25 protein-coding genes and 1 other annotated feature are annotated in these 24125 nt (G+C 38.6%); of the genes, 6 read left to right on the top strand and 19 right to left on the bottom strand.

What is annotated here, in order from left to right; translation table 11 throughout:
- Window positions 1–28 precede the first annotated feature (28 nt).
- From ACWPWK_RS18430 to ACWPWK_RS18410, 5 genes are all read left to right on the top strand, one after another.
- Entirely contained in the window at window positions 29–1078 is a 1050-nt protein-coding gene (locus ACWPWK_RS18430) for a hemin-degrading factor (RefSeq protein ID WP_109372440.1), read from the top strand.
- 15 nt (window positions 1079–1093) lie between these two features.
- A complete protein-coding gene (locus ACWPWK_RS18425) occupies window positions 1094–1909 on the top strand; it encodes a heme/hemin ABC transporter substrate-binding protein (RefSeq protein ID WP_109372441.1) in 816 nt (271 codons plus the stop codon).
- Window positions 1909–2913: a FecCD family ABC transporter permease gene (locus tag ACWPWK_RS18420; protein ID WP_109372442.1), complete on the top strand. Its 1005-nt coding sequence runs from the start codon at window positions 1909–1911 to the stop codon at window positions 2911–2913. The genes ACWPWK_RS18425 and ACWPWK_RS18420 overlap by 1 nt, the downstream gene beginning before the upstream one ends.
- Window positions 2910–3704 carry a heme ABC transporter ATP-binding protein gene (locus ACWPWK_RS18415; RefSeq protein WP_109372443.1) on the top strand — a complete coding sequence of 265 codons (795 nt, stop codon included), beginning with the start codon at window positions 2910–2912 and terminating at the stop codon, window positions 3702–3704. The genes ACWPWK_RS18420 and ACWPWK_RS18415 overlap by 4 nt, the downstream gene beginning before the upstream one ends.
- A gap of 527 nt (window positions 3705–4231) precedes the next feature.
- Window positions 4232–4600, top strand: coding sequence for a helix-turn-helix domain-containing protein (locus ACWPWK_RS18410; protein WP_109372444.1), 369 nt, complete (start codon window positions 4232–4234; stop codon window positions 4598–4600).
- 92 nt (window positions 4601–4692) lie between these two features.
- Here ACWPWK_RS18410 and ACWPWK_RS18405 read toward each other — a convergent pair whose 3' ends face one another.
- The 19 genes from ACWPWK_RS18405 to thrS all read right to left on the bottom strand — a co-directional run bounded on the left by ACWPWK_RS18405 (window position 4693) and on the right by thrS (window position 23305).
- On the bottom strand, window positions 4693–5712 hold the full coding sequence (locus tag ACWPWK_RS18405) for a lipoate--protein ligase A (RefSeq protein ID WP_109372445.1): 1020 nt from the start codon (window positions 5710–5712) through the stop codon (window positions 4693–4695).
- Between the two features lie 77 nt (window positions 5713–5789).
- Window positions 5790–6281: a C40 family peptidase gene (locus ACWPWK_RS18400; RefSeq protein WP_036937364.1), complete on the bottom strand. Its 492-nt coding sequence runs from the start codon at window positions 6279–6281 to the stop codon at window positions 5790–5792.
- Window positions 6282–6430: 149 nt separating this feature from the next.
- Window positions 6431–6829: a 4-amino-4-deoxy-L-arabinose-phosphoundecaprenol flippase subunit ArnF gene (gene arnF, locus ACWPWK_RS18395; protein WP_109372446.1), complete on the bottom strand. Its 399-nt coding sequence runs from the start codon at window positions 6827–6829 to the stop codon at window positions 6431–6433.
- Entirely contained in the window at window positions 6826–7167 is a 342-nt protein-coding gene (arnE, locus tag ACWPWK_RS18390) for a 4-amino-4-deoxy-L-arabinose-phosphoundecaprenol flippase subunit ArnE (RefSeq protein ID WP_109372447.1), read from the bottom strand. Before arnE ends, arnF begins: the two co-directional genes overlap by 4 nt.
- Window positions 7167–8831: a lipid IV(A) 4-amino-4-deoxy-L-arabinosyltransferase gene (gene arnT, locus ACWPWK_RS18385; protein WP_109372448.1), complete on the bottom strand. Its 1665-nt coding sequence runs from the start codon at window positions 8829–8831 to the stop codon at window positions 7167–7169. The genes arnE and arnT overlap by 1 nt, the downstream gene beginning before the upstream one ends.
- A gap of 7 nt (window positions 8832–8838) precedes the next feature.
- Window positions 8839–9732, bottom strand: a complete 894-nt coding sequence (gene arnD / locus ACWPWK_RS18380) for a 4-deoxy-4-formamido-L-arabinose-phosphoundecaprenol deformylase (RefSeq protein WP_109372449.1) — start codon at window positions 9730–9732, stop codon at window positions 8839–8841.
- Between the two features lie 9 nt (window positions 9733–9741).
- Complete coding sequence (gene arnA / locus ACWPWK_RS18375; RefSeq protein WP_109372450.1) at window positions 9742–11724, bottom strand: bifunctional UDP-4-amino-4-deoxy-L-arabinose formyltransferase/UDP-glucuronic acid oxidase ArnA; 1983 nt, start codon at window positions 11722–11724, stop codon at window positions 9742–9744.
- The gene (arnC, locus tag ACWPWK_RS18370) at window positions 11724–12704 is read right to left on the bottom strand and encodes an undecaprenyl-phosphate 4-deoxy-4-formamido-L-arabinose transferase (protein WP_109372451.1); all 981 of its coding nucleotides are present in this window, start codon (window positions 12702–12704) and stop codon (window positions 11724–11726) included. Before arnC ends, arnA begins: the two co-directional genes overlap by 1 nt.
- Window positions 12705–13850 (bottom strand): UDP-4-amino-4-deoxy-L-arabinose aminotransferase, encoded by a 1146-nt coding sequence (gene arnB, locus ACWPWK_RS18365; RefSeq protein ID WP_109372452.1) that lies wholly within the window; start codon window positions 13848–13850, stop codon window positions 12705–12707. It lies immediately after the preceding gene.
- A 133-nt stretch (window positions 13851–13983) separates the two neighbouring features.
- Window positions 13984–14733, bottom strand: a complete 750-nt coding sequence (locus ACWPWK_RS18360; protein ID WP_109372453.1) for a vitamin B12 ABC transporter ATP-binding protein BtuD — start codon at window positions 14731–14733, stop codon at window positions 13984–13986.
- A gap of 1 nt (window position 14734) precedes the next feature.
- The gene (btuC, locus tag ACWPWK_RS18355; protein WP_109372454.1) at window positions 14735–15745 is read right to left on the bottom strand and encodes a vitamin B12 ABC transporter permease BtuC; all 1011 of its coding nucleotides are present in this window, start codon (window positions 15743–15745) and stop codon (window positions 14735–14737) included.
- A gap of 380 nt (window positions 15746–16125) precedes the next feature.
- Entirely contained in the window at window positions 16126–16422 is a 297-nt protein-coding gene (ihfA, locus tag ACWPWK_RS18350; RefSeq protein ID WP_023582381.1) for an integration host factor subunit alpha, read from the bottom strand.
- Between the two features lie 4 nt (window positions 16423–16426).
- On the bottom strand, window positions 16427–18814 hold the full coding sequence (pheT, locus tag ACWPWK_RS18345) for a phenylalanine--tRNA ligase subunit beta (RefSeq protein ID WP_109372455.1): 2388 nt from the start codon (window positions 18812–18814) through the stop codon (window positions 16427–16429).
- 14 nt (window positions 18815–18828) lie between these two features.
- A complete protein-coding gene (pheS, locus tag ACWPWK_RS18340; protein WP_109372456.1) occupies window positions 18829–19812 on the bottom strand; it encodes a phenylalanine--tRNA ligase subunit alpha in 984 nt (327 codons plus the stop codon).
- 100 nt (window positions 19813–19912) lie between these two features.
- Window positions 19913–20036 (bottom strand) — a sequence feature (Phe leader region).
- Window positions 19988–20035, bottom strand: a complete 48-nt coding sequence (gene pheM / locus ACWPWK_RS18335; protein WP_120655563.1) for a pheST operon leader peptide PheM — start codon at window positions 20033–20035, stop codon at window positions 19988–19990. It overlaps the preceding feature by 48 nt.
- Window positions 20037–20142: 106 nt before the next feature.
- Window positions 20143–20499 (bottom strand): 50S ribosomal protein L20, encoded by a 357-nt coding sequence (gene rplT / locus ACWPWK_RS18330; protein WP_006537111.1) that lies wholly within the window; start codon window positions 20497–20499, stop codon window positions 20143–20145.
- Window positions 20500–20541: 42 nt separating this feature from the next.
- A complete protein-coding gene (gene rpmI, locus ACWPWK_RS18325; RefSeq protein ID WP_004263702.1) occupies window positions 20542–20739 on the bottom strand; it encodes a 50S ribosomal protein L35 in 198 nt (65 codons plus the stop codon).
- Between the two features lie 94 nt (window positions 20740–20833).
- Entirely contained in the window at window positions 20834–21373 is a 540-nt protein-coding gene (gene infC / locus ACWPWK_RS18320) for a translation initiation factor IF-3 (protein ID WP_036937410.1), read from the bottom strand.
- Between the two features lie 3 nt (window positions 21374–21376).
- The gene (thrS, locus tag ACWPWK_RS18315) at window positions 21377–23305 is read right to left on the bottom strand and encodes a threonine--tRNA ligase (RefSeq protein WP_023582384.1); all 1929 of its coding nucleotides are present in this window, start codon (window positions 23303–23305) and stop codon (window positions 21377–21379) included.
- A 379-nt stretch (window positions 23306–23684) separates the two neighbouring features.
- Between thrS and ACWPWK_RS18310 the strand changes: the two genes are divergently transcribed.
- Window positions 23685–24125 (top strand): PACE efflux transporter, encoded by a 441-nt coding sequence (locus ACWPWK_RS18310; RefSeq protein ID WP_109372518.1) that lies wholly within the window; start codon window positions 23685–23687, stop codon window positions 24123–24125.

The following is a 24125-nucleotide window of genomic DNA, read 5'->3' as shown; positions in this document are numbered from 1 at the left end:
TAAAATCAACGATATAATAGGAGTTTCTGTGAATAAACCTCTTTATGAGAGCTACCTGCAAGCTAAAGCGGACAAAAAAGCATCATATGCACGAGATCTCGCTACTTACTTAAATGTCAGTGAAGCCGAACTCACTCATGCCCGTGTAGGACACGATGCAAAGCGTCTACGCAATGATGTACAAGAATTATTAAAAGCATTGAGTAAAGTAGGTGAAGTCAAAGCGATTACTCGTAATGATATTGCCGTTCATGAACACCTTGGTGAATACACAAATGCCCGTTTTAACGATCACGCAGGGTTAATCTTAAATCCGCGTGCAATGGATTTACGCTTTTTCTTCGCTTATTGGTCAAGTATTTTTGCACTTGCCGAAGAAACATCAAAAGGAACGCGTTATAGCATTCAATTCTTTGATATGCATGGTGATGCATTACATAAAGTCTATGCAACAGATAACACGAATATGGATGAATGGAATGCACTTATTCAAGCATTTTTATCTGAAGAAAACCCCGTTTTAGATATCACTCCTGTTGAACCATACTCAAACACACCTGTTAGTAATGAATTAGCGGAACAACTTGAACAACAATGGCGTTCAATGACTGACGTTCACCAATTCTTCAAATTACTAAAAGAAAATAACTTAAGTCGTCAACAAGCATTCAAAGCGGTTCCTGATGACCTTGCTTATCAAGTTGATAACAACGCACTGAAAACCTTATTAGAGCTCGCTAAAGAAGCGCAAAACGAGATCATGATATTTGTCGGTAGCCGTGGCTGTGTACAAATTTTTACAGGCCAAATTGATCGTCTAGTACCGCATCAATTTGAAAATAGTGAGCAAGTTTGGATCAACGTTTTCAATTCTGCTTTTACACTTCATTTAATTGAAAGTGAAATTGCAGAGAGTTGGGTAACACGTAAACCTACTCAAGATGGGTTTGTTACCAGCCTTGAAATCTTTGATAACAAGGGGCAGCAAATTGCTCAACTCTACGGACAACGCACTGAAGGTACTGCTGAGCAACTACAGTGGCGTGAACAAGTGAATACCCTCACTAAAATCGCCTAATCGGAGAATGATTTAATGAAAAAATGGCTTCTTTTGATCCTGTGTAGCGTCATATCGTCCATCACTTCGGCCAATGAGCGTATCGTTACTATTGGTGGCGATATTACAGAAATTGTTTTCGCATTAGGTGCAGGTGAGCAAGTTATTGCAAGAGACAGCACCAGTTTAGTTCCTGAACAAGTGAAAACACTTCCTGATGTGGGTTATATGCGAATGCTAAACCCAGAAGGAATTTTATCTGTCAAACCAACGTTGATCATTACCAGTGAACTCGCTCGCCCTTCTTTAGCATTACGTCGTATTAAAGAGGCTGGAGTTGCTGTTAAAACGATTACAGGTACACATTCATTAGAAGCCATTAATGAAAAAATAGACACCATTGCGACAGTTTTAAATAAAGAACAAGAAGGCAATCAACTAAAAGAGAAACTCGCCCTCTCTATTAAGCAAATTTCAACCACTCCTATCGATAAGAAAGTCATTTATATCATGAGTCATGGTGGTGTTGTTCCAATGGCTGCGGGTCAAAATACAGCTGCGGATACCATTATTTCACTGGTTGGCGGTAAAAACGCCATGCAAGGGTTTACAAGCTATCGCCCACTTTCTCAAGAAGGTGTTATTGCAAGCCAACCTGATATTTTGCTAGTAACCAAAGAAGGTATTAAAGGTATTGGCGGAATTGAAAAACTATGGGAGTTACCTGGCATAAAATACACACCAGCGGGTAAAAACAAGCATTATGTTATTGTTGATGATATGGGATTATTAGGCTTTACCCTTTCAACACCAGAAGTCATGCATCAAATTCGTCAAGCGTTGGAGCAATAATGTCTCGTTTTCGTTCACCGTGGATGAGTATTTTAGTTTTACTCTTTTTACTCACTACGGTTACATTAATTTCTGTGAATAGCGGTGCATTAGCCCTTTCGTTTCATACATTATGGAATAGCTCTTTTGATGATATGGAATGGCAAATTTGGCTAGATATCCGTCTACCTCGCGTATTATTAGCCATTCTTGTTGGAGGAGCTTTAGCAATATCAGGCGCGATAATGCAGGGATTATTTAGAAACTCATTAGCTGATCCTGGTCTACTTGGTATTAGTAGCGGTGCAGCACTAATGGTTGCCATTGTGATTATTCTACCGTTCTCTTTTTCACCAGCCTTTGCATTTTACAGTCATATTGTTGCCGCCTTTATTGGCGGTTTAATTGTGGCAATGATTATCTTCTCATTGCATCAATTAAGTGATGGTAATTTAGCGCGGTTATTGCTTGCCGGTATTGCTATCAATGCGCTATGTATGTCTTTTATTGGTGTATTAAGTTACATCAGTACCGACCAACAGTTACGTCAATTCTCACTTTGGATGATGGGTTCATTAAGCCAGATTGACTGGAAAACCTTATCTATTGCAACCCTTGTGATCATTCCTGTTAGCATTTTGGCATGTTGGCAAAGCCATAAATTAAACCTATTACAACTTGGTGATGAAGAAGCGCATTACTTAGGGCTAAATGTAAGAAGAACCAAATTTATTTTGTTACTTCTTAGCGCCATTTTAATTGGCTGTGCTGTCGCACTGAGTGGTGTTATTGGATTTATTGGACTTGTTGTTCCGCACCTTATTCGTATGCGCATTGGGAGTAATCATGTATGGCTATTACCTGCCACTATTTTAGGTGGTGCGACACTATTACTCGCTGCTGACACATTATCACGAACATTGGTATCTCCAGCAGAAATCCCTGTGGGGCTCATTACAGGATTAATTGGTGGTCCTTATTTCCTTTGGCTGATCTTACGACAACCCGCAGGAAGAATGTCATGATTGAAAAACAAAACACGCCATTACTCTATGGAAATAATTTAACTTACCGAATCGGCAATAAGACCATTATTGATGATGTGTCGCTTTCGTTTAATGCTGGGGAATTAGTTACCATTATTGGCCCTAATGGCGCAGGAAAATCATCGCTATTACGCTTATTAACAGGCTATACAACACCAACACAAGGTCAATGTTATTTTAAACAAAAAAACTATTCACAATGGAATAGCCAGCAATTAGCGCAAAACCGTGCTGTTATGCGACAAAATAGTCAGCTCTCATTTTCATTTTCAGTCGAAGAAGTGGTTGCTATGGGAAGAACACCTCATGGGCAACAACATAAAAAAATGGCAATTGAAACCGCACTACTCCAAACAGACTGTTTAAAATTTAAAGATAGAGACTATCGTCAATTATCGGGGGGAGAACAACAGCGAGTACAACTTGCTAGAGTGTTAGCGCAATTATGGCACCCTACACCACAAGAAGCCGTATTGTTCCTTGATGAACCAACCTCCGCACTTGATCTTTACCACCAGCAACACAGCTTACGTTTATTAAAAAAATTGGCAAAAACACAAAATCTTATGGTGTGTTGTGTTTTGCATGATCTTAATTTAGCGTCTCTTTATGCTGATAGAATTTTATTACTGCATCAAGGAAAGTTAGTTTGTGAAGGTACACCACACAGCGTACTCACAACAGAAAATATACAAAAATGGTATGGTGCAGATGTGAGTGTTAATACTCATCCAGAACATATATATCCTCAAGTTTTTCTACGCCCCTAAAAAGAGCACTACCTAAATTTTTATTACCAAGCCACCTTTTAGCATTACTTTCTAATAGGTGGCTTAGTTAATTTATTATCAATAAACTTAGCAATTGAAAATAAAATGGTGAAGGTAATATCACATCGATTGATTAATAAATCTTATTTTAATTTTTCGATACTCAGTCAAATAAATTGAATTTCAAATACACCTTAATCAATGATTAGCTTGTATTTCGCACCAAAAAGCATAACAGAGCGAAAAATAAAAGGTATAACAGAACTATTAAACTAAAAAAATAAATCAATAAATTCAACAAAGTAAAAGTCATACAAAATATCACTTTTAATCAGAAATATTCAGCAAACTGAACCTTACTTAAACTATATAAGTCACACCTATCGTTATGATAATGATTATCAATCACGAAAAGCACTTTTTGCCTACCTGTTATTTTCCCCATGCTTAAAATAGGTTATAAATAACATACGTTACTATTCTATTTACTTGGGCACTGTGTCCCCACCATTTTTGTGGGAGGTTTTATGGCTGAAAATGTCGTTAATGATATTCTGAAATGGTTAGAAACCCAGTTACAACGTAACGAAGGTATAAAAATCGATACGATTGCAAATAAAAGTGGCTACTCTAAGTGGCACTTGCAACGCATTTTTAAAGATTTTAAAGGCTGCACATTAGGCGAATATGTTCGCAAACGTCGCTTATTAGAAGCTGCTAAATCATTACAAGAAAAAAATATGTCTATTTTAGATATCGCTTTAATGTATGGTTTTAGCTCTCAAGCAACATTTACACGTATCTTTAAAAAGCATTTCAATACTACACCCGCTAAATTTAGAGAAAATGGCAAAATGCCAGACACTCATTGCTTTATGTCATGTGAAAATCACTAATCAATTTCGCATCACATTATTCTTCATGAAAAAACCAGCTTTTTAGCTGGTTTTTATGCTTATTGTTTATCGTTTTCTAACGTTGATAAAAATTACGCTATCGCTGTCACAAGCCATTCTTGAAGCTCGTTAAGCTCTATTTTATTATTAGGATATCGCTGAGTGAGTTGCTCAATAAGCGCTTTTAGAGACTCGGGTGTGTAACGTTGCCCTACCAACATCTCTGATAATGCTTCTAATGGCGCAGGATCTAAACTGTCTGTATATATTTGACTTCTAATAACGTTGCCACGCTCGATATCAAAATGTAGCTCAACGCCCCCCCATTTAAAACGATTATCTAAAAGATGTGAAAACGCAGGTGCTTGTCCAAAATTCCACTCCCAACTACTTTGTTTAGTGAAAGTTTCTTCAAAACCGGGTAAATCAGGTAATTTTTGCGGTGAAATAATCTCTGCTTCTACTCGTTCACCATAGTATTCAAAAAAGCTTTCAGTGATAGTTTCACAAAGTTTTTCATGGGTAATATTAGGTTGAAGCTCGATCAAATTAGCCACTCGAGAGCGAACAGACGTGATACCTTTAGCTTGAAGTTTTTTCGGATCTGGATTGAGGTAATTAGCTAATCTAGATAAGTTAGCATTTATTAATAATGTACCATGATGAAAACCACGATCTTTAGTCTCTTTATAGGCTGATCCAGAAACCTTTCTTTCACCATCATCTTGAGGAACCACCAAATCGTTACGTCCTGATGCCGTAGCATTAATGCCTGCTTTTAATAATCCATCAAGAATAATTTGAGTTGAAATTGTTTTATTATATTCTGGCTTTCCTGCCATAAAGGTAAAACAGGTATTGCCAAGATCATGGAAAACAGCCCCACCACCACTTGAACGGCGAGCTAATTTCACACCATCTTCATCCATTTTACGGGTGTTACACTCTTTCCATGGATTCTGTGCTCGACCAATAACTACCGTATTATCGTTACGCCAAAGAAAAAGTACGCGTTGATCAGCGGGCATTTGTCTAAAAATACACTCTTCAACAGCAAGGTTAAACCAAGGATCATAAGACTCGGAAATTAACAGACGCAATTTGCCTGACATAAGGAATACCTATATGAAGAAAATAAGGTATACGATACCATAACTCTCAATATATTAGGCTGTTAAATGGCACGAAACTACAATCGGCGAGCCTGCCAAAATGTCTTTTTCCAATAGACATTATCAAGGGATGAACGAGTTACCCCTTTGCTAGTTGATGCATGAATAAATGTATTATCAGTATCATAAATACCGACATGAAGCCCATTTTCACCACCGCCCGTTTTGAAGAAAACCAAATCACCAGGCATTAAATCACTTTTACTGATTTGTGTACCATATTTGGTTTGATCAATGGTCATTCGAGGAAGTTTTATATCAAAACGATCACTGTAAGTTTTATACACGAAGCCTGAACAATCAATACCAGAAGGCGTCATTCCACCATAGCTGTAAGGCGTACCATACCATTGCTCAAGTTGCGATTTTAATTGCACTATCACCATGATGGGATCGGAAAGTTGTGTTTTTAAGGGAGGCGCAGGTGGAATACGCTTAGATGGACTAGATGAACACCCAGCCAGCAGAATAATACAGAGTAAGAAAGGATAAAAAACGGACTTTCTCATTGCATCCACCATTGTTATTACCATAGATTTTAAAATCTATCTGCTTTTTTAAGCAAAAACAAGTTATTGAAGATAAATGAGTGATGATTGGTAGAATAAATCGCACAATTAACAACAGGGATCAGAAAATAAATTCTGCAATCATTAAGTTAGTGTGATTGTGCTTCTTTCGTTTTTTGGCTTATTAACCACACTCCGACCATGATAAATGCTACACCCGCTGTTTTTGTCCATGATGGTGTTTCTTGAAACCAAGGCAATATCACTGCAAGAATATAAACAAACACATAACTCAAGCTGATCAGCGGATAGGCTTTATTTAAAGGAATGGTACGTAAAGTGAATAGCCAGCAAACCATAGAAAGAACATAACCGACAAGGCCAACAAACACGATAGCGAGTGGCGTTACATTGGCCCACAACCATGAGAAATCAACCCACTGTTTTTCTAGCTGTAAAGCTGGTAATTCAGACATACCAAACTTTAGCAACAATTGAGCCGCTGTCACTAATAATGCGCTTCCAATTGCCCATAGATAGCCTTTCATACTTGTATACTCATCAATATAATACCAACCATAATTGACGCGATACCAATCCAATGTTTTACATTAACGGGCTCTTTATAAACAAACTGGCCAATTAACGTCACCACAATAAAGTTAATACTTAACATAGGATAAGCAATACTAAGAGGCAGAATTTGCAATAACCGTAACCAAAACAACATCCCCAAACCAAGCATTGCAATGGCAATAAAAAGCCAGAAAATCGTTTTTCTGGCTTTTGTTAATGAGTCACTTTGCCAGCTAACCACCGCTTGCTTTTGACAAACTTGCCCTATGCAGGTCAAAAAGCTCACGATCAGCAATAAAACAAATGACATTAATTACGCTTCTCATAAGTTAAAATAGCAACTCGATGGTTTGTCACCAGCTCTTCAGGTCTTGGTAATTGTGCTAGTTTCTTAGGATCTTTAAAGGTAATAACAACTGAAACATTCCCCTCTTTTCTTGCTTCTTCTAACCACTGAGCCAAATTATCAGGTTTAATTAATTTATGCTGTGAATCAGGGTACTCTTCAACACCATAAGTTAATTCGCCTGTTCTTTCATAAAGGTAAATATCGCTACGCTGTAATTCCCACGCTAATCCCGCACCGATACCAACACTATTGCTCACAATGTATTTGCTTGCGTTTAATGTCTCTATATTTTGGCGAATAAATTCTTGAGGTAACTTTCCATCTACGCTGCTATTTGGTATTGCCTGACCGATACATAAGCTAACACCTAGCGAACAAGACGCCGCCCATAACCAGTGTTTTCCATTAAGTGTAGAGCAAAGATAACCAATAATGCCCCATAATGAAAATGCCACTATAGCTAATACCCATTTAGACCATTCATATGGCATATATATAGGTTTTGAAGAAGCGAGTTGGATAATTAAAATAGCGATAACAACAGCAACACCAATAAAGATATTGATATAACCATTTATACGCAGCGCTTTCATTCTAAATTTGCGGGCACAATCTACGCCATATTTCGCCATTAGCATTGCTAGCGGCGCCATAAACGGCAACATATACGTCGGTAGCTTACCTTTCGCAATACTAAAAAATAAGAATGGAACGACAAACCAGCATAATAAGAAAAATAATTCAGGACGCTTACGTCTTTTCTTCCATGCGCTAGTTAATGCTCCAGGCAATAGACCAAGCCACGGTATAACGCCGAGTAATACAACAGGAATGTAGTACCAAAATGGAGAACTATGTTGAGCATCTTCACCCGAAAAACGCTGAATATGTTCAACCCAGAAGAAGTAGTGCCAATAATCTGGCTCTGCCTTAGCAATAGCCAATGCCCACGGCAAACTAATTAATGCTGCACTAAATACGGCAAGTAAGCCATAGAGCAACATTTGCGTAAATTGTTTTTGATACAGCGTGATAGGTATCATAACAATGACCGGAATAGCTAACGCTAAAAATCCTTTGGTCATAAATGCCATACCACATGCAAGCCCTAATGTTATCCACGCCAATATTCGTGTTTTTACTGTGGTAGCTTTAAGCGCCCAAAAACAGCAAACCATACTCGCGGTAACCCAAAGTGCCAGCATAGGATCTAATACACTGTAAGTACCTACGCTAAACACTAAGAACATGGATAAATAGATTAAACTAGAAACAAAAGCGACTTGGCGGTTACGCCACATCATTCTTGCCAATAAATAGACAAGTAATGTGCTTAAGAGAATAGAAATAACTGAGCCAAAACGTACAGCAAAATTGGTGTGACCAAAAATTAATTGGCTAACATTATTGATCCAATAACCTGCTACGGGCTTCTCAAAATAGCGAATATCGAGCATATGAGGAACAATCCAGTTCCCGCTCACCACCATTTCACGGCTAATTTCCGCATAACGGGTTTCATCTGGTTGCCATAATAACCGGCTGTTCAATGGAAATAAGTAGGTAAGAACAAAAAAAAGAGCCAAGAGGATGGCCCCGATTTTACTCGCCCGGTTATTCAACATAGTTTCGTTAGACCTCTTGTTGGCACCCTAACCAGCCTTCTCGACCTGGAAAGTCAGATCGAACAACTTTACCCATCGGAAGCGTTTCTTTATCTAGTGGTAATAAATCGCTTAACGGACAGAATTCGATGCCTTCATTTGCAATCATTGCCAGTAACTGCTCAAATTGAGCGGCTTTTGACATTCCTTCAACTTCGGTATGAATAGTATAAACAGGTATTCCACTGTCTTTTTTGATTTCATCAATAATAAATTGATTAAAATCTTCATCCTTTACCTTTGTACCAACAACTTCATCATAAGTTGGTAATGTTACTGGAATTTGCACCGTACCGATAGAACCATTTTCTAAAATGGGCCTAAAAGGATGCGTTCCTCGACAATCACTATTGTAATCGAATTGAAAAGTTTCTTTCACTGTTAATACGCGTTCATCTGCTCGCCATCCAGCAACTGCCGAACATTTTACAGGGTTTTCAAGTGCTTTTTCCAGTGCTTCAACACCTAAACGAACTTGTTGCATTAATTCTTCTGTTGACCAGCGCCCGACTTTTGCTTGCCAGCCTTGATGATCCCATGAATGCAATCCAACTTCATGTCCCGCATCTTGGGTTTCTTTCATCAAATAACCTAAATTTTTAGCAATTTTTTTACCCGGCCATGCTGTTCCTGCTAATAAAATATCTAAGCCGTACAGTGATGCAGCATTAGATCTCAGCATTTTCCATAAAAATTTAGGCTTTAAAAGGCGCCATAAATGGCGCCCCATATTATCTGGACCCACACTAAAGAAGAAGCTGGCATGAATGTTATGTCTGGCAAATACATCCAGCAGTTGTGGAATACCTTGTTTCGTTCCTTGATAAGTATCCACATCAACTCTCAAACCAACTTTCTTCATTATTTATTCCTATTTAGTGCCTAATTCTTCAACTGCGCCACGTAAGAAGAAATCTAATGTTTCTTCTACTGTTTGGCGAGTTTCAATACTTGGTTTCCAATCCAATAAACGCTCTGCGTTTTTAATGCTCGGCTTACGGTGTTCAACATCTTGGTAGCCTTTACCATAGTAACTGCTACTTTCAATTTTCTTGAAGCCTGCAAATGGAGGAAAGTGACCACGTAACTCATGTTTTTCAAAGCAATCTAACAGCATTTCTGCTAATTCTCGAATACTTGCTTCGTTAGTTGGATTACCGATATTGATAATTTGGCCGTCACATTTGTTATCACGGTTTTCAATAATACGGAATAAAGCTTCAATACCGTCATTGATATCAGTGAAACAACGTTTTTGCTCACCACCATCAACCAATTTAATTGGAGAACCTTCAACCAAGTTCAGAATTAATTGTGTGATTGCACGAGAGCTACCAATACGTGCTGAATTTAAGTTATCTAAACGAGGTCCCATCCAGTTAAATGGACGGAATAACGTAAATTTCAAACCTTCTTTGGCACCATAAGCCCAAATAACTCGGTCTAATAACTGTTTAGATACAGAGTAAATCCAACGTTGTTTATTGATTGGGCCAACAATCAGACGTGAATTATCTTCGTCAAACTCTTTATCATCACACATACCATAAACTTCTGATGTGGATGGAAAAATAATACGCTTATTATATTTAACACAATAACGTACAATTTTTAAGTTTTCTTCAAAGTCTAATTCAAATACACGTAATGGATTTCGGGTATATTCAATTGGTGTTGCAATAGCCACTAATGGCAGAATAACATCACATTTTTTAATGTGGTATTCAATCCATTCTGTATGAATGCTCACATCACCTTCAATAAAGTGGAAACGTGGATTACCAATAAAGCGCTCAATTGCAGAAGAACCGATATCCATACCATAAATATCATAGTTATCATCTTTCAATAGACGCTCTGTTAAATGGTTACCAATAAAGCCATTCACACCTAAAATCAGAACACGTTTACGACGTTTTACTTGTGCCGTTGCTTTGGGTCCAACGCGAACATCAGTCACAATGCCCATTTCTGCCGCTAAACGACTTCCTTGAACATAAAGACCATTTTCACTTTGACCAGTAACAACTTCGATTGCACCTTTCGCACACGCAATCACTAAAGGTTCTGTTGAAATGACAGTACCAGGACGTTTGCCTTGATTATCAGCAATAGCGCGTGAACGCCAGATAATCATTTTGCGTTCACCTAAGAAAGTAAATGCACCTGGATATGGTTCTGTAACAGCACGTACTAAGTTGTGGACTGTTTTTGCATCTGCATTCCAGTCGATTAAACCATCATCAGCGCAACGACGGCCAAAATAAGTTGCTTGGCTTTCATCTTGTGCAGTTGTTGAATAATCACCTGATGCGATATGTGGCAACGCACTAGAAAGTAACTTATCAGCGGCTTCTCTTACTTTTTCATGTAAAATCAGAGAAGTATCATTATCTGCAATAGTGACTTTTTCTTGAGCAACGATATCACCTGCATCAGCTTTCGCTGTCATTTTATGCAGAGTAACACCCGTTTCTGTTTCACCGTTCACAATCGCCCAATTAATTGGTGCGCGGCCGCGATATTTTGGTAATAAAGAACCGTGTAAATTAAACGCGCCTTTTGGTGCCAAATTCAGGATCTCATCACTTAACATGTGACGATAATAGAAAGAAAAAATGACATCAGGTTTCATTTCACGAATACGTTCAATCCACAATGGGTGATTGACATTTTCAGGTGCAAATACTGTCAATCCCATTTCTGCACTCACACGAGCAACAGATGAGAAGAAATGATTTTCATTAGGATCGTCAGTGTGGGTAAATACAGCCTGAATATCATAACCTGCTTTTTCAAGTGCTTTTAAACCAACACAGCCAATATCATGATAGGCAAATACTATTGCTTTCATTAGTCTTTTTCCTGATCTTCGTTGGGTTTATTAATACCAACCACTTTTTGGATAAAATACCGAGGACGCGCTCTTACATCATTATAAATTCGGCCTATATACTCACCTAATAAGCCCATTGCAACGAACTGCGCACCGATAAACATAAATAAGATTGCAAAAAGTGTGAATACACCTTCAGCAGCCCACATTGCACCGAAAATAATACGTAAAATAATCAACAGTAAGGCTAAGACAAAGCCAGATACAGCGATCACACTGCCGACAATGCTTAATAAACGTAATGGTGCCGTGGTTAGACAAGTTAATAGGTCGTACATTAAATTAATCAGCTTTAAAAAACTGTATTTTGAATCGCCATATTCACGCTCTGCGTGTGCAACATCAATTTCAATAGTACGACGAGCGAATGTGTTCGCAAGAATTGGAATAAATGTACTTCTTTCGTGACACTGTAACATCGCTTCAACAATATGGCGACGATAAGCACGCAACATACAACCGTAGTCTCCCATAGAGCGACCCGTTGCTTTAGTGATCATTGAGTTGATCATTTTTGAAGCGGTTTTGCGAAACCATGAATCTTGGCGGTTACGACGACGAGTTCCGACAACGTCATACCCTTCTTCAGCAGTCGCCACAAGTCTTGGGATCTCTTCAGGTGGATTTTGTAAATCAGCATCCAATGTGATCACTAAATCACCATCAGCCTGATTAAAACCAGCCATAATTGCGGAGTGTTGGCCGTAATTACGGTTTAAAATAATTGCAATAACGTGATTTTCTTCAATGGCAGCCGCTTCTTCTAACATCTTAGCTGAATTGTCACTACTACCATCATCAACAAGGATCAGTTCATATTCTTGTTCTAATTGTTTACAGCTTTTAATTGTACGTTCTAAAAGCTGAGGAAGGCTCTCTTCTTCGTTATAAACGGGGATTACAACCGATACTTTCTTGATTTTATCAAATGTTGACACTTAAATATGCTCCGAAAGAATTTCATTGATCGCATCTACAACGCGAATAACATCTTCATTACTCATATCAGGAAACAGCGGCAGCGAGCATAACGTTGCAGAGTTCCATTCTGATTGAGGAAGGGATAAAGAAGGATAGCGCTCACGATAATATTTTTGGGTGTGCGCTGCGCGGAAATGAAGCCCTGTACCAATATCTTTTTGCTTCAATTTCTCCATAAAAGCATCACGATCGATACCACAGGCATTTTTATCAACTCTCACCATAAACAGGTGATTTGCATGTAAATGTGAATATTCAGGGACACTCAACATTTCTAATGGAGAATCTTTGAGTTTTTCACGATACAGTGCAACCAACTCAGCACGTTTAGCATTCATTTCATCTAAACGCCCTAATTGCACCACAGCAATCGCCGCATGAATATCAGATAAGTTGTATTTATAGCCAGGTTCAACAACTTCTGCTTGAGGTTTACGACCTTGAATTTGTCTATCAAAGGCATCTACCCCTAAACCGTGGAATTTTAAGCAACGTACTCTATTGGCTAATTCGTCATTATCAGTAACAACTAATCCGCCTTCTGCACAAGTTACATTCTTAATCGCGTGAAAAGAAAAAATGGAGGTTCCTTTTTCACCAATCCATTCATTTTTATAGCGAGTACCAATAGCATGCGCTGCATCTTCAATAAGAGGAATGCCCGCATCTTGTGCAACTTTTCTTAATGCATCAAGATCGCAAGGTGCCCCCGCATAATGAACTGGAATAATTGCTTTCGTTCTAGGTGTAATCGCTTTTTTGACGTCTTCTGCACTCACCATCAAAGTATCACGGTCAACATCAATCATCACTGGCTCTGCACCAAGTAATGTAATGATGTTCATCGTCGAAACCCAAGTTTGTGATGGTGTGATAACTTCATCACCAGCGCCAATTCCCATCGCCATTAAAACAACATGCATACCCGCAGTGGCAGAGCAAATTGCGATAGCATGTTTGCTACCAAATTTTTCACAAAAATCTTGCTCTAATTGATGATTTTGAGGGCCTGTTGTAATCCAACCTGAACGCAGTACATCCTCAACGGCTTTGATTTCTTCATCGCCAATCGCAGGGCGAGAGAAAGGAAGGAAGTGACTCATAAAAATGTAGCCTAGTTAATGAATGAATAAAAAACAATTATATACAAACTATTGTTCGCCGACATCCGTCTTATTAAGAAAATATTAAAAAACCCTTAATAATTACTTGGGGATAAGCTTAACAATAGCCATATTATTGCAAAACCCGCCAATCAATATGATCAACATCATTGATGCACTTGATATTTGAATTAAATGTAGTTGATAATAATTTTTCGTCCAATAAGAGTGCAGATGCGCCAGAATTAACCAAATATCCATTTTTTATGAGCCAAACTCTGCCTGCTTTTTGATAAGAATGATTTAAATTATGTGTACTCATAATAACGGCACCACCTTGTTGGCAAAATTTATCAACCCATTTATCCAAAATTGCCAACTGTACGACATCTAAATTATTCGTTGGTTCATCAAGTAACATTAATTTTCCTTTTAAATCATAACTTGACCATAATTGGATAAATGCGCCAACAATTCTAACCCTCTGCCATTCGCCTCCTGATAAATGATGAATGTTTTTTGACAATAATTTGTCAATTTTAAAATCATTTAACAGCATATTTAATTGTTGAACATCCATTTTCGACAATTTATGATATAGCGAGAGATAATGAAAAACAGGCATAAATGACAAAGCTTCCAATTGTTGTATAACAATGCTCTGCATTCTAGAAAGATCATCATATTTATAATGTCTTATTGAAGTTTCGTTTAGAATGATTTCACCATTAAATGGAAGCTCTCCTGCGATTGCCATTAAAAGTGTGCTCTTTCCTGCGCCATTTGCGCCAATTAAGTGAACACGTTCGCCATAATTTACTTGTTCTGTAAATGCGTTAAGTCGATCATTAACACTTAAATTATCAAGTTTAAGTAACGCCATATTACAAACGCCCCATCTCTTTTGTTGCCAATAACCAGATAAATAAAGGGGCACCAAGCGTTGCTGTAATCACTCCTATCGGAACTTCTGCACCATTTAAAATCAAGCGAGATAGCAGATCAGCAAGCAATAACAATCCGCCACCAGCAAGCGCGCACGCGGGTAATAACGTTTTATAATGGGTTATTCCACATAGTCTTAATAAATGCGGTACAACAAGCCCTACAAAGCTTATAGCGCCCGCTAAAGCAACGCTCAACCCTATCAATATCCCAACGGCTAAAATAAACCAATTTCGCCATTGATTAACGGATATACCTAATTGCTTTGCCCTGAATGACCCCAAAGATAAATAATTAAGAACATCAGCTTGTAGAATAAGAATTAAGACAATAGGGATAAGAGCCCAAAATAAGATTTGATGACGCCAATCAATGCCACTAAAACTCCCCATCAACCAATACATTAATTGTCTTAAATCCAAAGCTGAACTGAAATAAACCAACCAAGTCATTATCGCGCTTGCCATAACACCTAATGCCACGCCAATTAATAATAACTGAGCATTAGACAGCTTTCTTATACGGGTAAAAAACATTAATAAGAGAGTGATCCCTAATGCACCGAGTATCGCCGCACTACTTATTAACCAAGGACTTAAACCAATTTGTAAAACAATGATTAATACAACACACACTCCCGCACCACTGCTTACTCCTAGTAATCCTGGCTCTGCGAGTGGATTTTGGAATAGTGCCTGCATAATAGCGCCTGCAATTGCTAGGCTGGCACCAATAGTCACTACTGCAAGTATTCTTGGTAAACGGATCTGCCAAACAAATAAATGGGCTTCATCTGTTAACCATTGATGTGGAAATAACGTAATCTCACCAACAGAGAGGGAAAAAACAAACAAGAAACATAATACAAATGCCATTAGAAACAGCTTTTTTCTGTCGTCAATGCGTTGTCTTTTAGTAAATTTAATCAGAGGATTTATTTCTTTATTCATTTCATTCCCTATCCATGCAACAACGGCTCTTACTGTTTTTATTTATAAAATAATTTTTTAGCAACATAACATGTTCGTATTCAATGATGAAAAACTAAATTTAGAACATGTAAGCCAGTCTCTAATAATAAAGAAAAAATTGGGATTAACTATCACAGTGTTGATATAGGCAAGAGATGAAAAGAAAGAGTCAAAATAAGAAATGAGAATAAAAAGAAAGATAACTAAAAAATAAAAACCTTCCATCCAAATAGAAATATCCATTCAGACTATATCGATAAATATAAACATCCTAATGCGTTTATCATCAAAATTAAATACAGACAATAATGATAAAAAAACGGCTTTCAAAGAAAGCCGTTTTGGATGTTTTTTAAATCTTATTCTTTTGGTGTTGCGCTCTCAACCCGGCTTTTTAACTTTTGTCCTGGGCGGAAAGTAACAACACGGCGAGCTGTAATAGGAATGTCTTCCCCAGTTTTCGGATTACGACCTGGGCGCTGATTTTTATCACGCAGGTCAAAGTTTCCGAATCCAGACAGCTTCACCTGTTCTCCATTTTCAAGAGAACGACGCACTTCCTCAAAAAAGGATTCTACAAGGTCTTTTGCATCGCGTTTGCTAACACCAAGTTTTTCAAACAGATTTTCTGCCATTTCAGCTTTTGTAAGCGCCATAGGTCTAGTCCCTCAAGGATGCTTGGAATCGCTGTTTCAATGCTGCTACACAGTTACTCACTGTTGCAGCAATCTCATCTTCTTCCAGTGTATGCTCGATATCCTGCAAGATTATGCTAATAGCGAGGCTTTTATAGCCCTCTGCTACTCCCTTACCACAATACACGTCAAATAAGTTTATGCCAACTATTTGATTTCCGCCAACTTTCTTACATTCGGCTAAAATATCCTCTGCAGCAACATCATTCGGAACAACTACAGCGATATCTCTACGATTCGAAGGGTAACGAGAAATTGCTTTTGCTTGTGGTAAACTGCGATTTGCAATTGCATTCCAACGTATTTCGAATACTACCGTACGACCGTTTAAGTCAAGTTTACGTTCAAGCTCTGGATGAACAACGCCAATACAGCCAATATATTCATTTCTCAGATAAATCCCAGCACTTTGTCCCGGATGAAGTGCTGAATGATTAGCTGGTTTAAATGTAATTTCATCTAGCTGGCCTGTCAATTCCAGAATTGATTCAATATTACCTTTCAAATCAAAGAAATCAACAGTTTGCTTCTCTAAACCCCAATGTTCTTCATTACGGTTGCCCGCGATCACACCAGCTAACATAAGTTCCTGACGTATTCCATATTCTGCTTGATTATCAGGAACAAAACGCAGACCTGCTTCAAATAACCTAACTCTAGATTGTTGACGGTTCTGATTATATACAGTCGTAGTCAATAATCCGGTTAATAAAGACAGTCTCATTGCTGACATATCCGCTGAAATTGGATTAGGCAGAATTAATGCTTCTTCATTTGGATGTAGTAAAGATTGGATCTTAGGATCAACAAAACTATAAGTAATTGCTTCTTGGAAGCCGTTGTCTACTAGCATTGTTTTAACGCGTTTTAATGACAAGTTCGCTTCGCGATGATTAGTCATCACCAAATCAGCGCGTAATGGTACATCTGGAATATTGTTGTAACCATAAATACGAGCAACTTCTTCAATCAAATCTTCTTCGATTTGAACATCAAAACGCCAAGAAGGAACTGTTGCTAACCAGCCATCATTTTCAACAGAAACGTTGAAACCTAAGCGAGTTAATGAATCCAGAACTTGTGCATCATCAATTACGTGACCTAATAAACGGTCTAATTTTTTACGTGTTAATTTAACTGGTGCAATATTTGGTAAATGTGCTTTATTGGTTACATCAATCACTTCACCAACTTCACCACCGCAAATTTCTAACAGTAACTTAGTTGCGCGCTCAATTGCGTTGTATTGCAGCTCAAAATCAACACCACGCTCAAAACGATGAGAGGCATCAGTATGCAAGCCATAACGACGTGCACGGCCTGTGATGGATAATGGAGAGAAGAATGCACACTCTAAGAAAACATTTTTCGTTTCTTCATTAACACCTGATGATTCACCACCGAAAATACCAGCCATACCTAATGCTTGTTTTTCGTCAGCAATAACTAATACATCTTCTTTTAATGTAATTTCATTGCCATCAAGTAAAGTCAGTTTTTCACCTTCTTTACCCATACGAACAACAACAGCACCTTCAACGCGATCAAGATCGAACGCATGTAGCGGTTGACCCATTTCAAGTAGGATTAAGTTGGTGATATCAACAATTGGGTCAATAGAGCGAATGCCACCACGACGTAACTTTTCTTGCATCCATAAAGGTGTTTTTGCTTTCACATTCATATTAGTGAAAACACGACCTAAATAACGTGGACACGCTTCTGGCGCTTCAACACGCACAGGGAATGTTGCTGAAGAAGTTGCCGCAACAGGCGACATATCAGGTACTTGGCATTCCATTTTGTTGATAACAGCGATGTCACGAGCAACACCTAAAATGCCTAAGCAATCCGCACGATTTGGTGTAATGCTAATTTCAATCGCATTATCATTTAATTTTAAGTATTCACGAATATCCATGCCAATAGGTGCATCAGCAGGTAATTCAATAATACCTTCATGATTTTCTGAAATAGCTAATTCAGAAAATGAGCACAGCATACCTTCAGAAGGTTCACCACGTAGTTTTGCTGCTTTAATTTTGAAATCGCCTGGTAATACAGCCCCAACAGTTGCAACTGCAACTTTTAGGCCTTGTCGGCAGTTAGGTGCACCACAAACGATATCGAGTAATCTGTCACCGCCTACGTTAACTTTCGTTACACGCAATTTATCGGCATTAGGGTGTTGTCCACATTCAACAACTTCACCTACAAACACACCGTGAAAATCACCGGCAACAGCTTCAACGCCGTCAACTTCAAGGCCAGCCATTGTCAGTTGTTCAGAAAGCGCCTCGCTACTAATCGCTGGGTTTACCCACTCACGTAACCAAAGTTCACTGAATTTCATGAGATAATCCCACCTTATTTAAACTGTTTGAGGAAACGAAGATCATTTTCGAAGAATGAACGCAAATCGGTGACACCGTAACGTAACATAGTCAGACGTTCCATACCCATACCGAACGCAAAACCTGAATAAATTTCAGGATCGATACCTACATTACGTAATACATTTGGGTGAACCATACCGCAACCCAACACTTCTAACCATTTACCATTCTTACCCATTACATCGACCTCTGCTGAAGGCTCAGTGAATGGGAAATAAGAAGGACGGAAACGAATTTCCATATCTTCTTCAAAGAAGTTTTTTAGGAAATCATGAAGTGTTCCTTTTAAATTGGTAAAGCTAATGTCTTTATCAACAATTAAGCCTTCAATTTGGTGGAACATTGGTGTGTGAGTCTGATCGTAGTCGTTACGATATACACGGCCTGGTGCAATGATGCGAATAGGCGGCTGTTTATCTTGCATGGTACGAATTTGTACACCTGATGTTTGTGTACGCAGTAAACGCTTCGCATCAAACCAGAAAGTATCGTGGTCGGCTCTTGCTGGGTGATGTGCAGGAATATTCAACGCATCAAAGTTATGATAATCATCTTCGATTTCAGGGCCAGATTCTACAGAAAACCCTAATTCGCCAAAGAAAGTTTCAATACGTTCAATTGTACGAGTTACTGGGTGTAGACCACCGTTTTCAATACGGCGACCAGGCAAAGACACATCGATTTTCTCAGCAGATAAACGTTCGTTTAATAATGCTGATTCAAGATAATCTTTACGAGTATTCAGCGCTTGCTGAACCTCTTGTTTAGCCTGATTAATGACAGCCCCTGCAGCTGGACGATCTTCCGCGGGTAAGTCGCGCAGCGTGGACATCTGAAGCGTTAAATGACCTTTTTTCCCCAAGTATTCAACACGAACCGAATCCAGCGCAGCAACATCCTGTGCCTCTTCGATAGCTGCTTTAGCTTGAGCAACGAGTTCAGCGAGATGTGGCATCGTTTCCTCTTCCTTTGACCTGATGAGGTCTATTAGTTGTTATCAATGATGACGAATAAAATTGCCCTTTTTGGTTTCTAACCCAGTATTGAGATCTGAAAACAAAAAAGCCTCCATATTGGAGGCTCAGGCGCTACTTTTCGTTTCTTTTCTTACGCGCAAAAGCCCTCTTGAATTAGGCGCTAAAGTAAAAAAAGAAACGGAAAAAAGCGATATTTAACATTGATAATGTCTCTTAAAATATTAACTTATTGAATTTATATCATTAAGCCACAAATTTAGACAAAATAAAAGAGGGAGAAAACTCCCTCTTCCATTGCTTAATAATAATTAAGCCAGAGCACCTTTCGCTTTTTCAACTAAAGCAGCGAATGCTACTTTGTCGAATACAGCGATGTCAGCCAGAATCTTACGGTCGATTTCAATGGATGCTTTTTTCAGTCCATTGATGAAACGGCTATAAGACATACCGTTCTGACGAGCTGCTGCGTTGATACGCGCGATCCACAGCTGACGGAACTGACGTTTTTTCTGACGACGGTCACGGTACGCATATTGACCAGCTTTGATAACAGCCTGGAAAGCTACACGATATACACGAGAACGTGCACCGTAATAACCTTTAGCTTGCTTTAAAATTTTCTTGTGACGAGCACGGGCGATAACACCACGTTTAGCACGAGCCATATTAAACTCCTAAATGTCTATATTCTGTTAAAAAAGTGATACTTATGCGTATGGTAAGCAAGCTACGACCAGACCTAAATCTCCTTTAGAGACCATGCCTTTTGGACGTAAATGACGTTTACGCTTAGTTGACTTTTTAGTCAGAATGTGACGGAGGTTAGCATGTTTGCGCTTGAAGCCACCACCAGCAGTTTTTTTAAAGCGCTTAGCTGCGCCGCGTACTGTTTTAATCTTTGGCATTTCTATAATCCACTTCGCATTGTTAATAACATAAAATAATAAGGCGAATAGCAATCAGCCTTTAAAGGCTGACGCTATTACTTGAATTGCCCGACTATTTCTTCTTCGGCGCTAACACCATGATCATCTGACGCCCTTCAATCTTATTAGGGAAAGATTCAACAGCAGCCAGTTCATCCAAATCTTCACGGATACGGTTAAGCATTTCCATACCGATTTGTTGGTGTGCCATTTCACGACCACGGAAACGCAGTGTGACTTTGGCTTTATCGCCATCTTCAAGAAAACGAATCAGGTTGCGTAGTTTGACCTGATAGTCGCCTTCATCTGTACCAGGACGGAATTTAACTTCCTTAACCTGAATAACTTTTTGTTTCTTTTTCTGTTCTTTGAGAGTCTTACTTTTCTCATAGAGGAATTTGCCGTAGTCCATAATACGACAAACCGGCGGCTCGGCATTAGGACTAATTTCAACTAAATCAGCACCTGCTTCCTCGGCTTTCTCAAGAGCCTCTTTCAGACTAACAACTCCAATCTGTTCGCCATCTAAACCTGTTAAACGAACTTCATGAGCGCGAATCTCACCATTGATGCGATTCTGACGCGTTGATTGAATTCTTTTTCCGCCTTTAATACCTTATTCCTCCAACTGATGAAGACTTCTGCTTCTAATTTCTTGCAGAAGCTTTTCTTTAAATTCGTTAACGTCGATACTGCCAAGGTCTTTTCCTCGACGAGTACGAACCGCCACTTTGCCTGATTCAACTTCTTTATCTCCACAGACAAGCATGTACGGAACACGACGTAAAGTATGTTCACGAATTTTAAAGCCAATCTTCTCATTTCTCAAGTCTGCTTTTGCACGAATTCCGGCATCTTGCAATTCTTTGACGAGTTTTTGTACATAATCAGCCTGTCCATCCGTGATATTCATCACGACAACCTGCTGTGGTGCTAACCAAGTTGGGAAGAATCCTGCGTATTCTTCTGTCAGAATACCAATAAAACGTTCTAAGGATCCCAGCACTGCTCGGTGTAACATAACAGGTACTTTACGCTCGTTGTTTTCGGCGACATAAGATGCGCCTAAACGACCTGGTAGTGAGAAGTCTAATTGTACTGTACCACACTGCCATGCACGATCTAAACAATCGTAAAGTGTAAATTCTATTTTAGGACCATAAAACGCCCCTTCGCCTGGCTGATATTCAAATTCAATATTGTTATCAGTTAAGGCTTTTGCTAAGTCTGCTTCAGCAACATCCCATAATGCATCTTCACCGATACGTTTTTCTGGGCGAGTAGACAGCTTAACAACGATTTTTTCAAATCCAAAAGTAGAATATACATCATAAATCAATTTGATGCAGTCATTTACTTCACTTAAAATCTGTTCTTCAGTACAGAAGATATGCGCATCATCTTGTGTAAAGCCACGAACACGCATTAAACCATGCAATGCACCTGATGGTTCATTACGATGACAACTACCGAATTCAGCCATTCGTAATGGCAAATCACGGTAAGAACGTAAACCTTGTTTGAAGATTTGTACGTGACCTGGGCAGTTCATTGGTTTGATACAATATTCACGGTTCTCTGAAGATGTTGTGAACATGTTTTCTTTGTAGTTTTCCCAGTGACCTGTTTTTTCCCAAAGAACACGATCCATCATAAATGGACCTTTTACTTCTTGGTAATCATATTCTTTTAATTTACAACGTACAAATGTTTCTAACTCACGGAAAATAGTCCAGCCATCATTATGCCAGAAAGCCATACCAGGCGCTTCTTCTTGCATATGATATAAATCAAGCTGTTTACCAATTTTGCGGTGGTCACGTTTAGCCGCTTCTTCTAAGCGATCTAAGTAAGCTTTTAACTGTTTCTTATCAGCCCAAGCTGTACCATAAATGCGTTGTAGCATTTTATTATCGCTGTTACCGCGCCAATATGCACCTGCGATTTTCTGTAATTTGAAGTTATGACAGAAACGCATGTTTGGAACGTGTGGTCCACGGCACATATCAACATATTCTTGGTGATGATAAAGACCTGGTTGAGAATCTTGGCTAATATTTTCGTCAAGAATAGCAACTTTATAGTCTTCACCACGAGAAACAAATGTTTCACGAGCTTCAGCCCAGCTTACGCGTTTTTTAATAACGTCATAATCTGTTTTCGCCAACTCTAGCATGCGTTTTTCTAGAGTGTCTAAATCTTCCTGTGTTAGCGAATGGTCTAAATCGACATCGTAGTAGAATCCATTTTCAATAACAGGACCAATCGCCATTTTGGTGTGTGGCCATAATTGTTTAATTGCATGTCCCAATAAGTGGGCACAAGAGTGACGAATAATTTCAAGACCTTCATCATCTTTTGCGGTGATAATCGCCAGATTTGCATCATGTTCGATTAATTCACAAGCATCTACCAGCTCACCATTAACACGGCCTGCAATACATGCTTTCGCAAGTCCAGGACCGATATCTGCAGCGACATCCATGACAGAAACTGCATTTTCAAATTGACGTTGGCTTCCGTCAGGAAGAGTAATAATTGGCATTTAAAATCCTTATTTACAGTGGTGACCCATACGCAAGATCACTTGTAAGCTTTTTATTTCATATATATTCAGTACGTTACGACAATTTCTCACTTTACCTCGCGAGGTTTGCACACAGTTATGTACACATATTTATTTTATAAATATCCATAGCATCACTGAGCCTTATCGTAACTCAGGGGGGATATTATCACAGACTATAAAGATTTATACATTTATCTCATCGGTAATTTTAACATCTCTTTTTTTAATACAGGGAGATAGATAGAATTTTTTCTTTAATTTGACTACCATAACGAGCAAGCGGAAACCGTGGCTTTTAAAATAACATTCTCTGGGGCGGACCAGAATCTTCATTGTTAATATAAAGGTGTGTAACGTGTTTTATCTAAAGCCCCGCTCTCGTAAATTAGTCTATGCCATTACCTTTGAAACTCTTGCGATTTTATTAAGCACTGTTTTACTAGCGATATTAAGCCAAAGCCAATCACATAATTCACTACCCGTTGCAATCGCTGTTTCTGTTATTGCCTTGATTTGGAATTATATTTTTAATTCTTTCTTTGAATTGATTGAATCAAAACTAAAAATCAAAAAGCGTACAGTTATGGTACGGCTTACTCATGCAATAAGTTTTGAATTAGGTCTGTTCTTCTTTACCATTCCACTTTATATGTGGTGGTATAACGTGGGTTTTATCAAAGCAATTAGTATGGAAATCACTATATTAGTGTTCTTCTTTGTCTATACCTATTTATTCACACTCGCCTTCGATAAATTATGCCCTCGAGTTTATTCAACAGGAAATAAAGTGGTGTAA

The sequence above is a fragment of the Proteus sp. Marseille-Q3619 genome, assembly GCF_965283115.1.
This window is presented reverse-complemented; position numbering and strand designations above follow the sequence as displayed.

Bases quoted from the DNA above. Each gene is read 5' to 3' on its own strand.
- pheS (WP_109372456.1), bottom strand. From the start codon at position 19,812: ATGCCACATCTCGCTGAACTCGTTGCTCAAGCTAAAGCAGCTATCGAA.
- ACWPWK_RS18405 (WP_109372445.1), bottom strand. From the start codon at position 5,712: ATGTCAGGCAAATTGCGTCTGTTAATTTCCGAGTCTTATGATCCTTGG.
- arnD (WP_109372449.1), bottom strand. From the start codon at position 9,732: ATGAAGAAAGTTGGTTTGAGAGTTGATGTGGATACTTATCAAGGAACG.
- ihfA (WP_023582381.1), bottom strand. From the start codon at position 16,422: ATGGCGCTTACAAAAGCTGAAATGGCAGAAAATCTGTTTGAAAAACTT.
- rpmI (WP_004263702.1), bottom strand. From the start codon at position 20,739: ATGCCAAAGATTAAAACAGTACGCGGCGCAGCTAAGCGCTTTAAAAAA.
- ACWPWK_RS18420 (WP_109372442.1), top strand. From the start codon at position 1,909: ATGTCTCGTTTTCGTTCACCGTGGATGAGTATTTTAGTTTTACTCTTT.
- ACWPWK_RS18425 (WP_109372441.1), top strand. From the start codon at position 1,094: ATGAAAAAATGGCTTCTTTTGATCCTGTGTAGCGTCATATCGTCCATC.
- btuC (WP_109372454.1), bottom strand. From the start codon at position 15,745: ATGAATAAAGAAATAAATCCTCTGATTAAATTTACTAAAAGACAACGC.
- arnA (WP_109372450.1), bottom strand. From the start codon at position 11,724: ATGAAAGCAATAGTATTTGCCTATCATGATATTGGCTGTGTTGGTTTA.
- ACWPWK_RS18400 (WP_036937364.1), bottom strand. From the start codon at position 6,281: ATGAGAAAGTCCGTTTTTTATCCTTTCTTACTCTGTATTATTCTGCTG.
- arnT (WP_109372448.1), bottom strand. From the start codon at position 8,831: ATGTTGAATAACCGGGCGAGTAAAATCGGGGCCATCCTCTTGGCTCTT.
- arnB (WP_109372452.1), bottom strand. From the start codon at position 13,850: ATGAGTCACTTCCTTCCTTTCTCTCGCCCTGCGATTGGCGATGAAGAA.
- pheT (WP_109372455.1), bottom strand. From the start codon at position 18,814: ATGAAATTCAGTGAACTTTGGTTACGTGAGTGGGTAAACCCAGCGATT.
- arnE (WP_109372447.1), bottom strand. From the start codon at position 7,167: ATGTCATTTGTTTTATTGCTGATCGTGAGCTTTTTGACCTGCATAGGG.
- rplT (WP_006537111.1), bottom strand. From the start codon at position 20,499: ATGGCTCGTGCTAAACGTGGTGTTATCGCCCGTGCTCGTCACAAGAAA.
- thrS (WP_023582384.1), bottom strand. From the start codon at position 23,305: ATGCCAATTATTACTCTTCCTGACGGAAGCCAACGTCAATTTGAAAAT.
- ACWPWK_RS18360 (WP_109372453.1), bottom strand. From the start codon at position 14,733: ATGGCGTTACTTAAACTTGATAATTTAAGTGTTAATGATCGACTTAAC.
- ACWPWK_RS18410 (WP_109372444.1), top strand. From the start codon at position 4,232: ATGGCTGAAAATGTCGTTAATGATATTCTGAAATGGTTAGAAACCCAG.
- ACWPWK_RS18415 (WP_109372443.1), top strand. From the start codon at position 2,910: ATGATTGAAAAACAAAACACGCCATTACTCTATGGAAATAATTTAACT.
- arnF (WP_109372446.1), bottom strand. From the start codon at position 6,829: ATGAAAGGCTATCTATGGGCAATTGGAAGCGCATTATTAGTGACAGCG.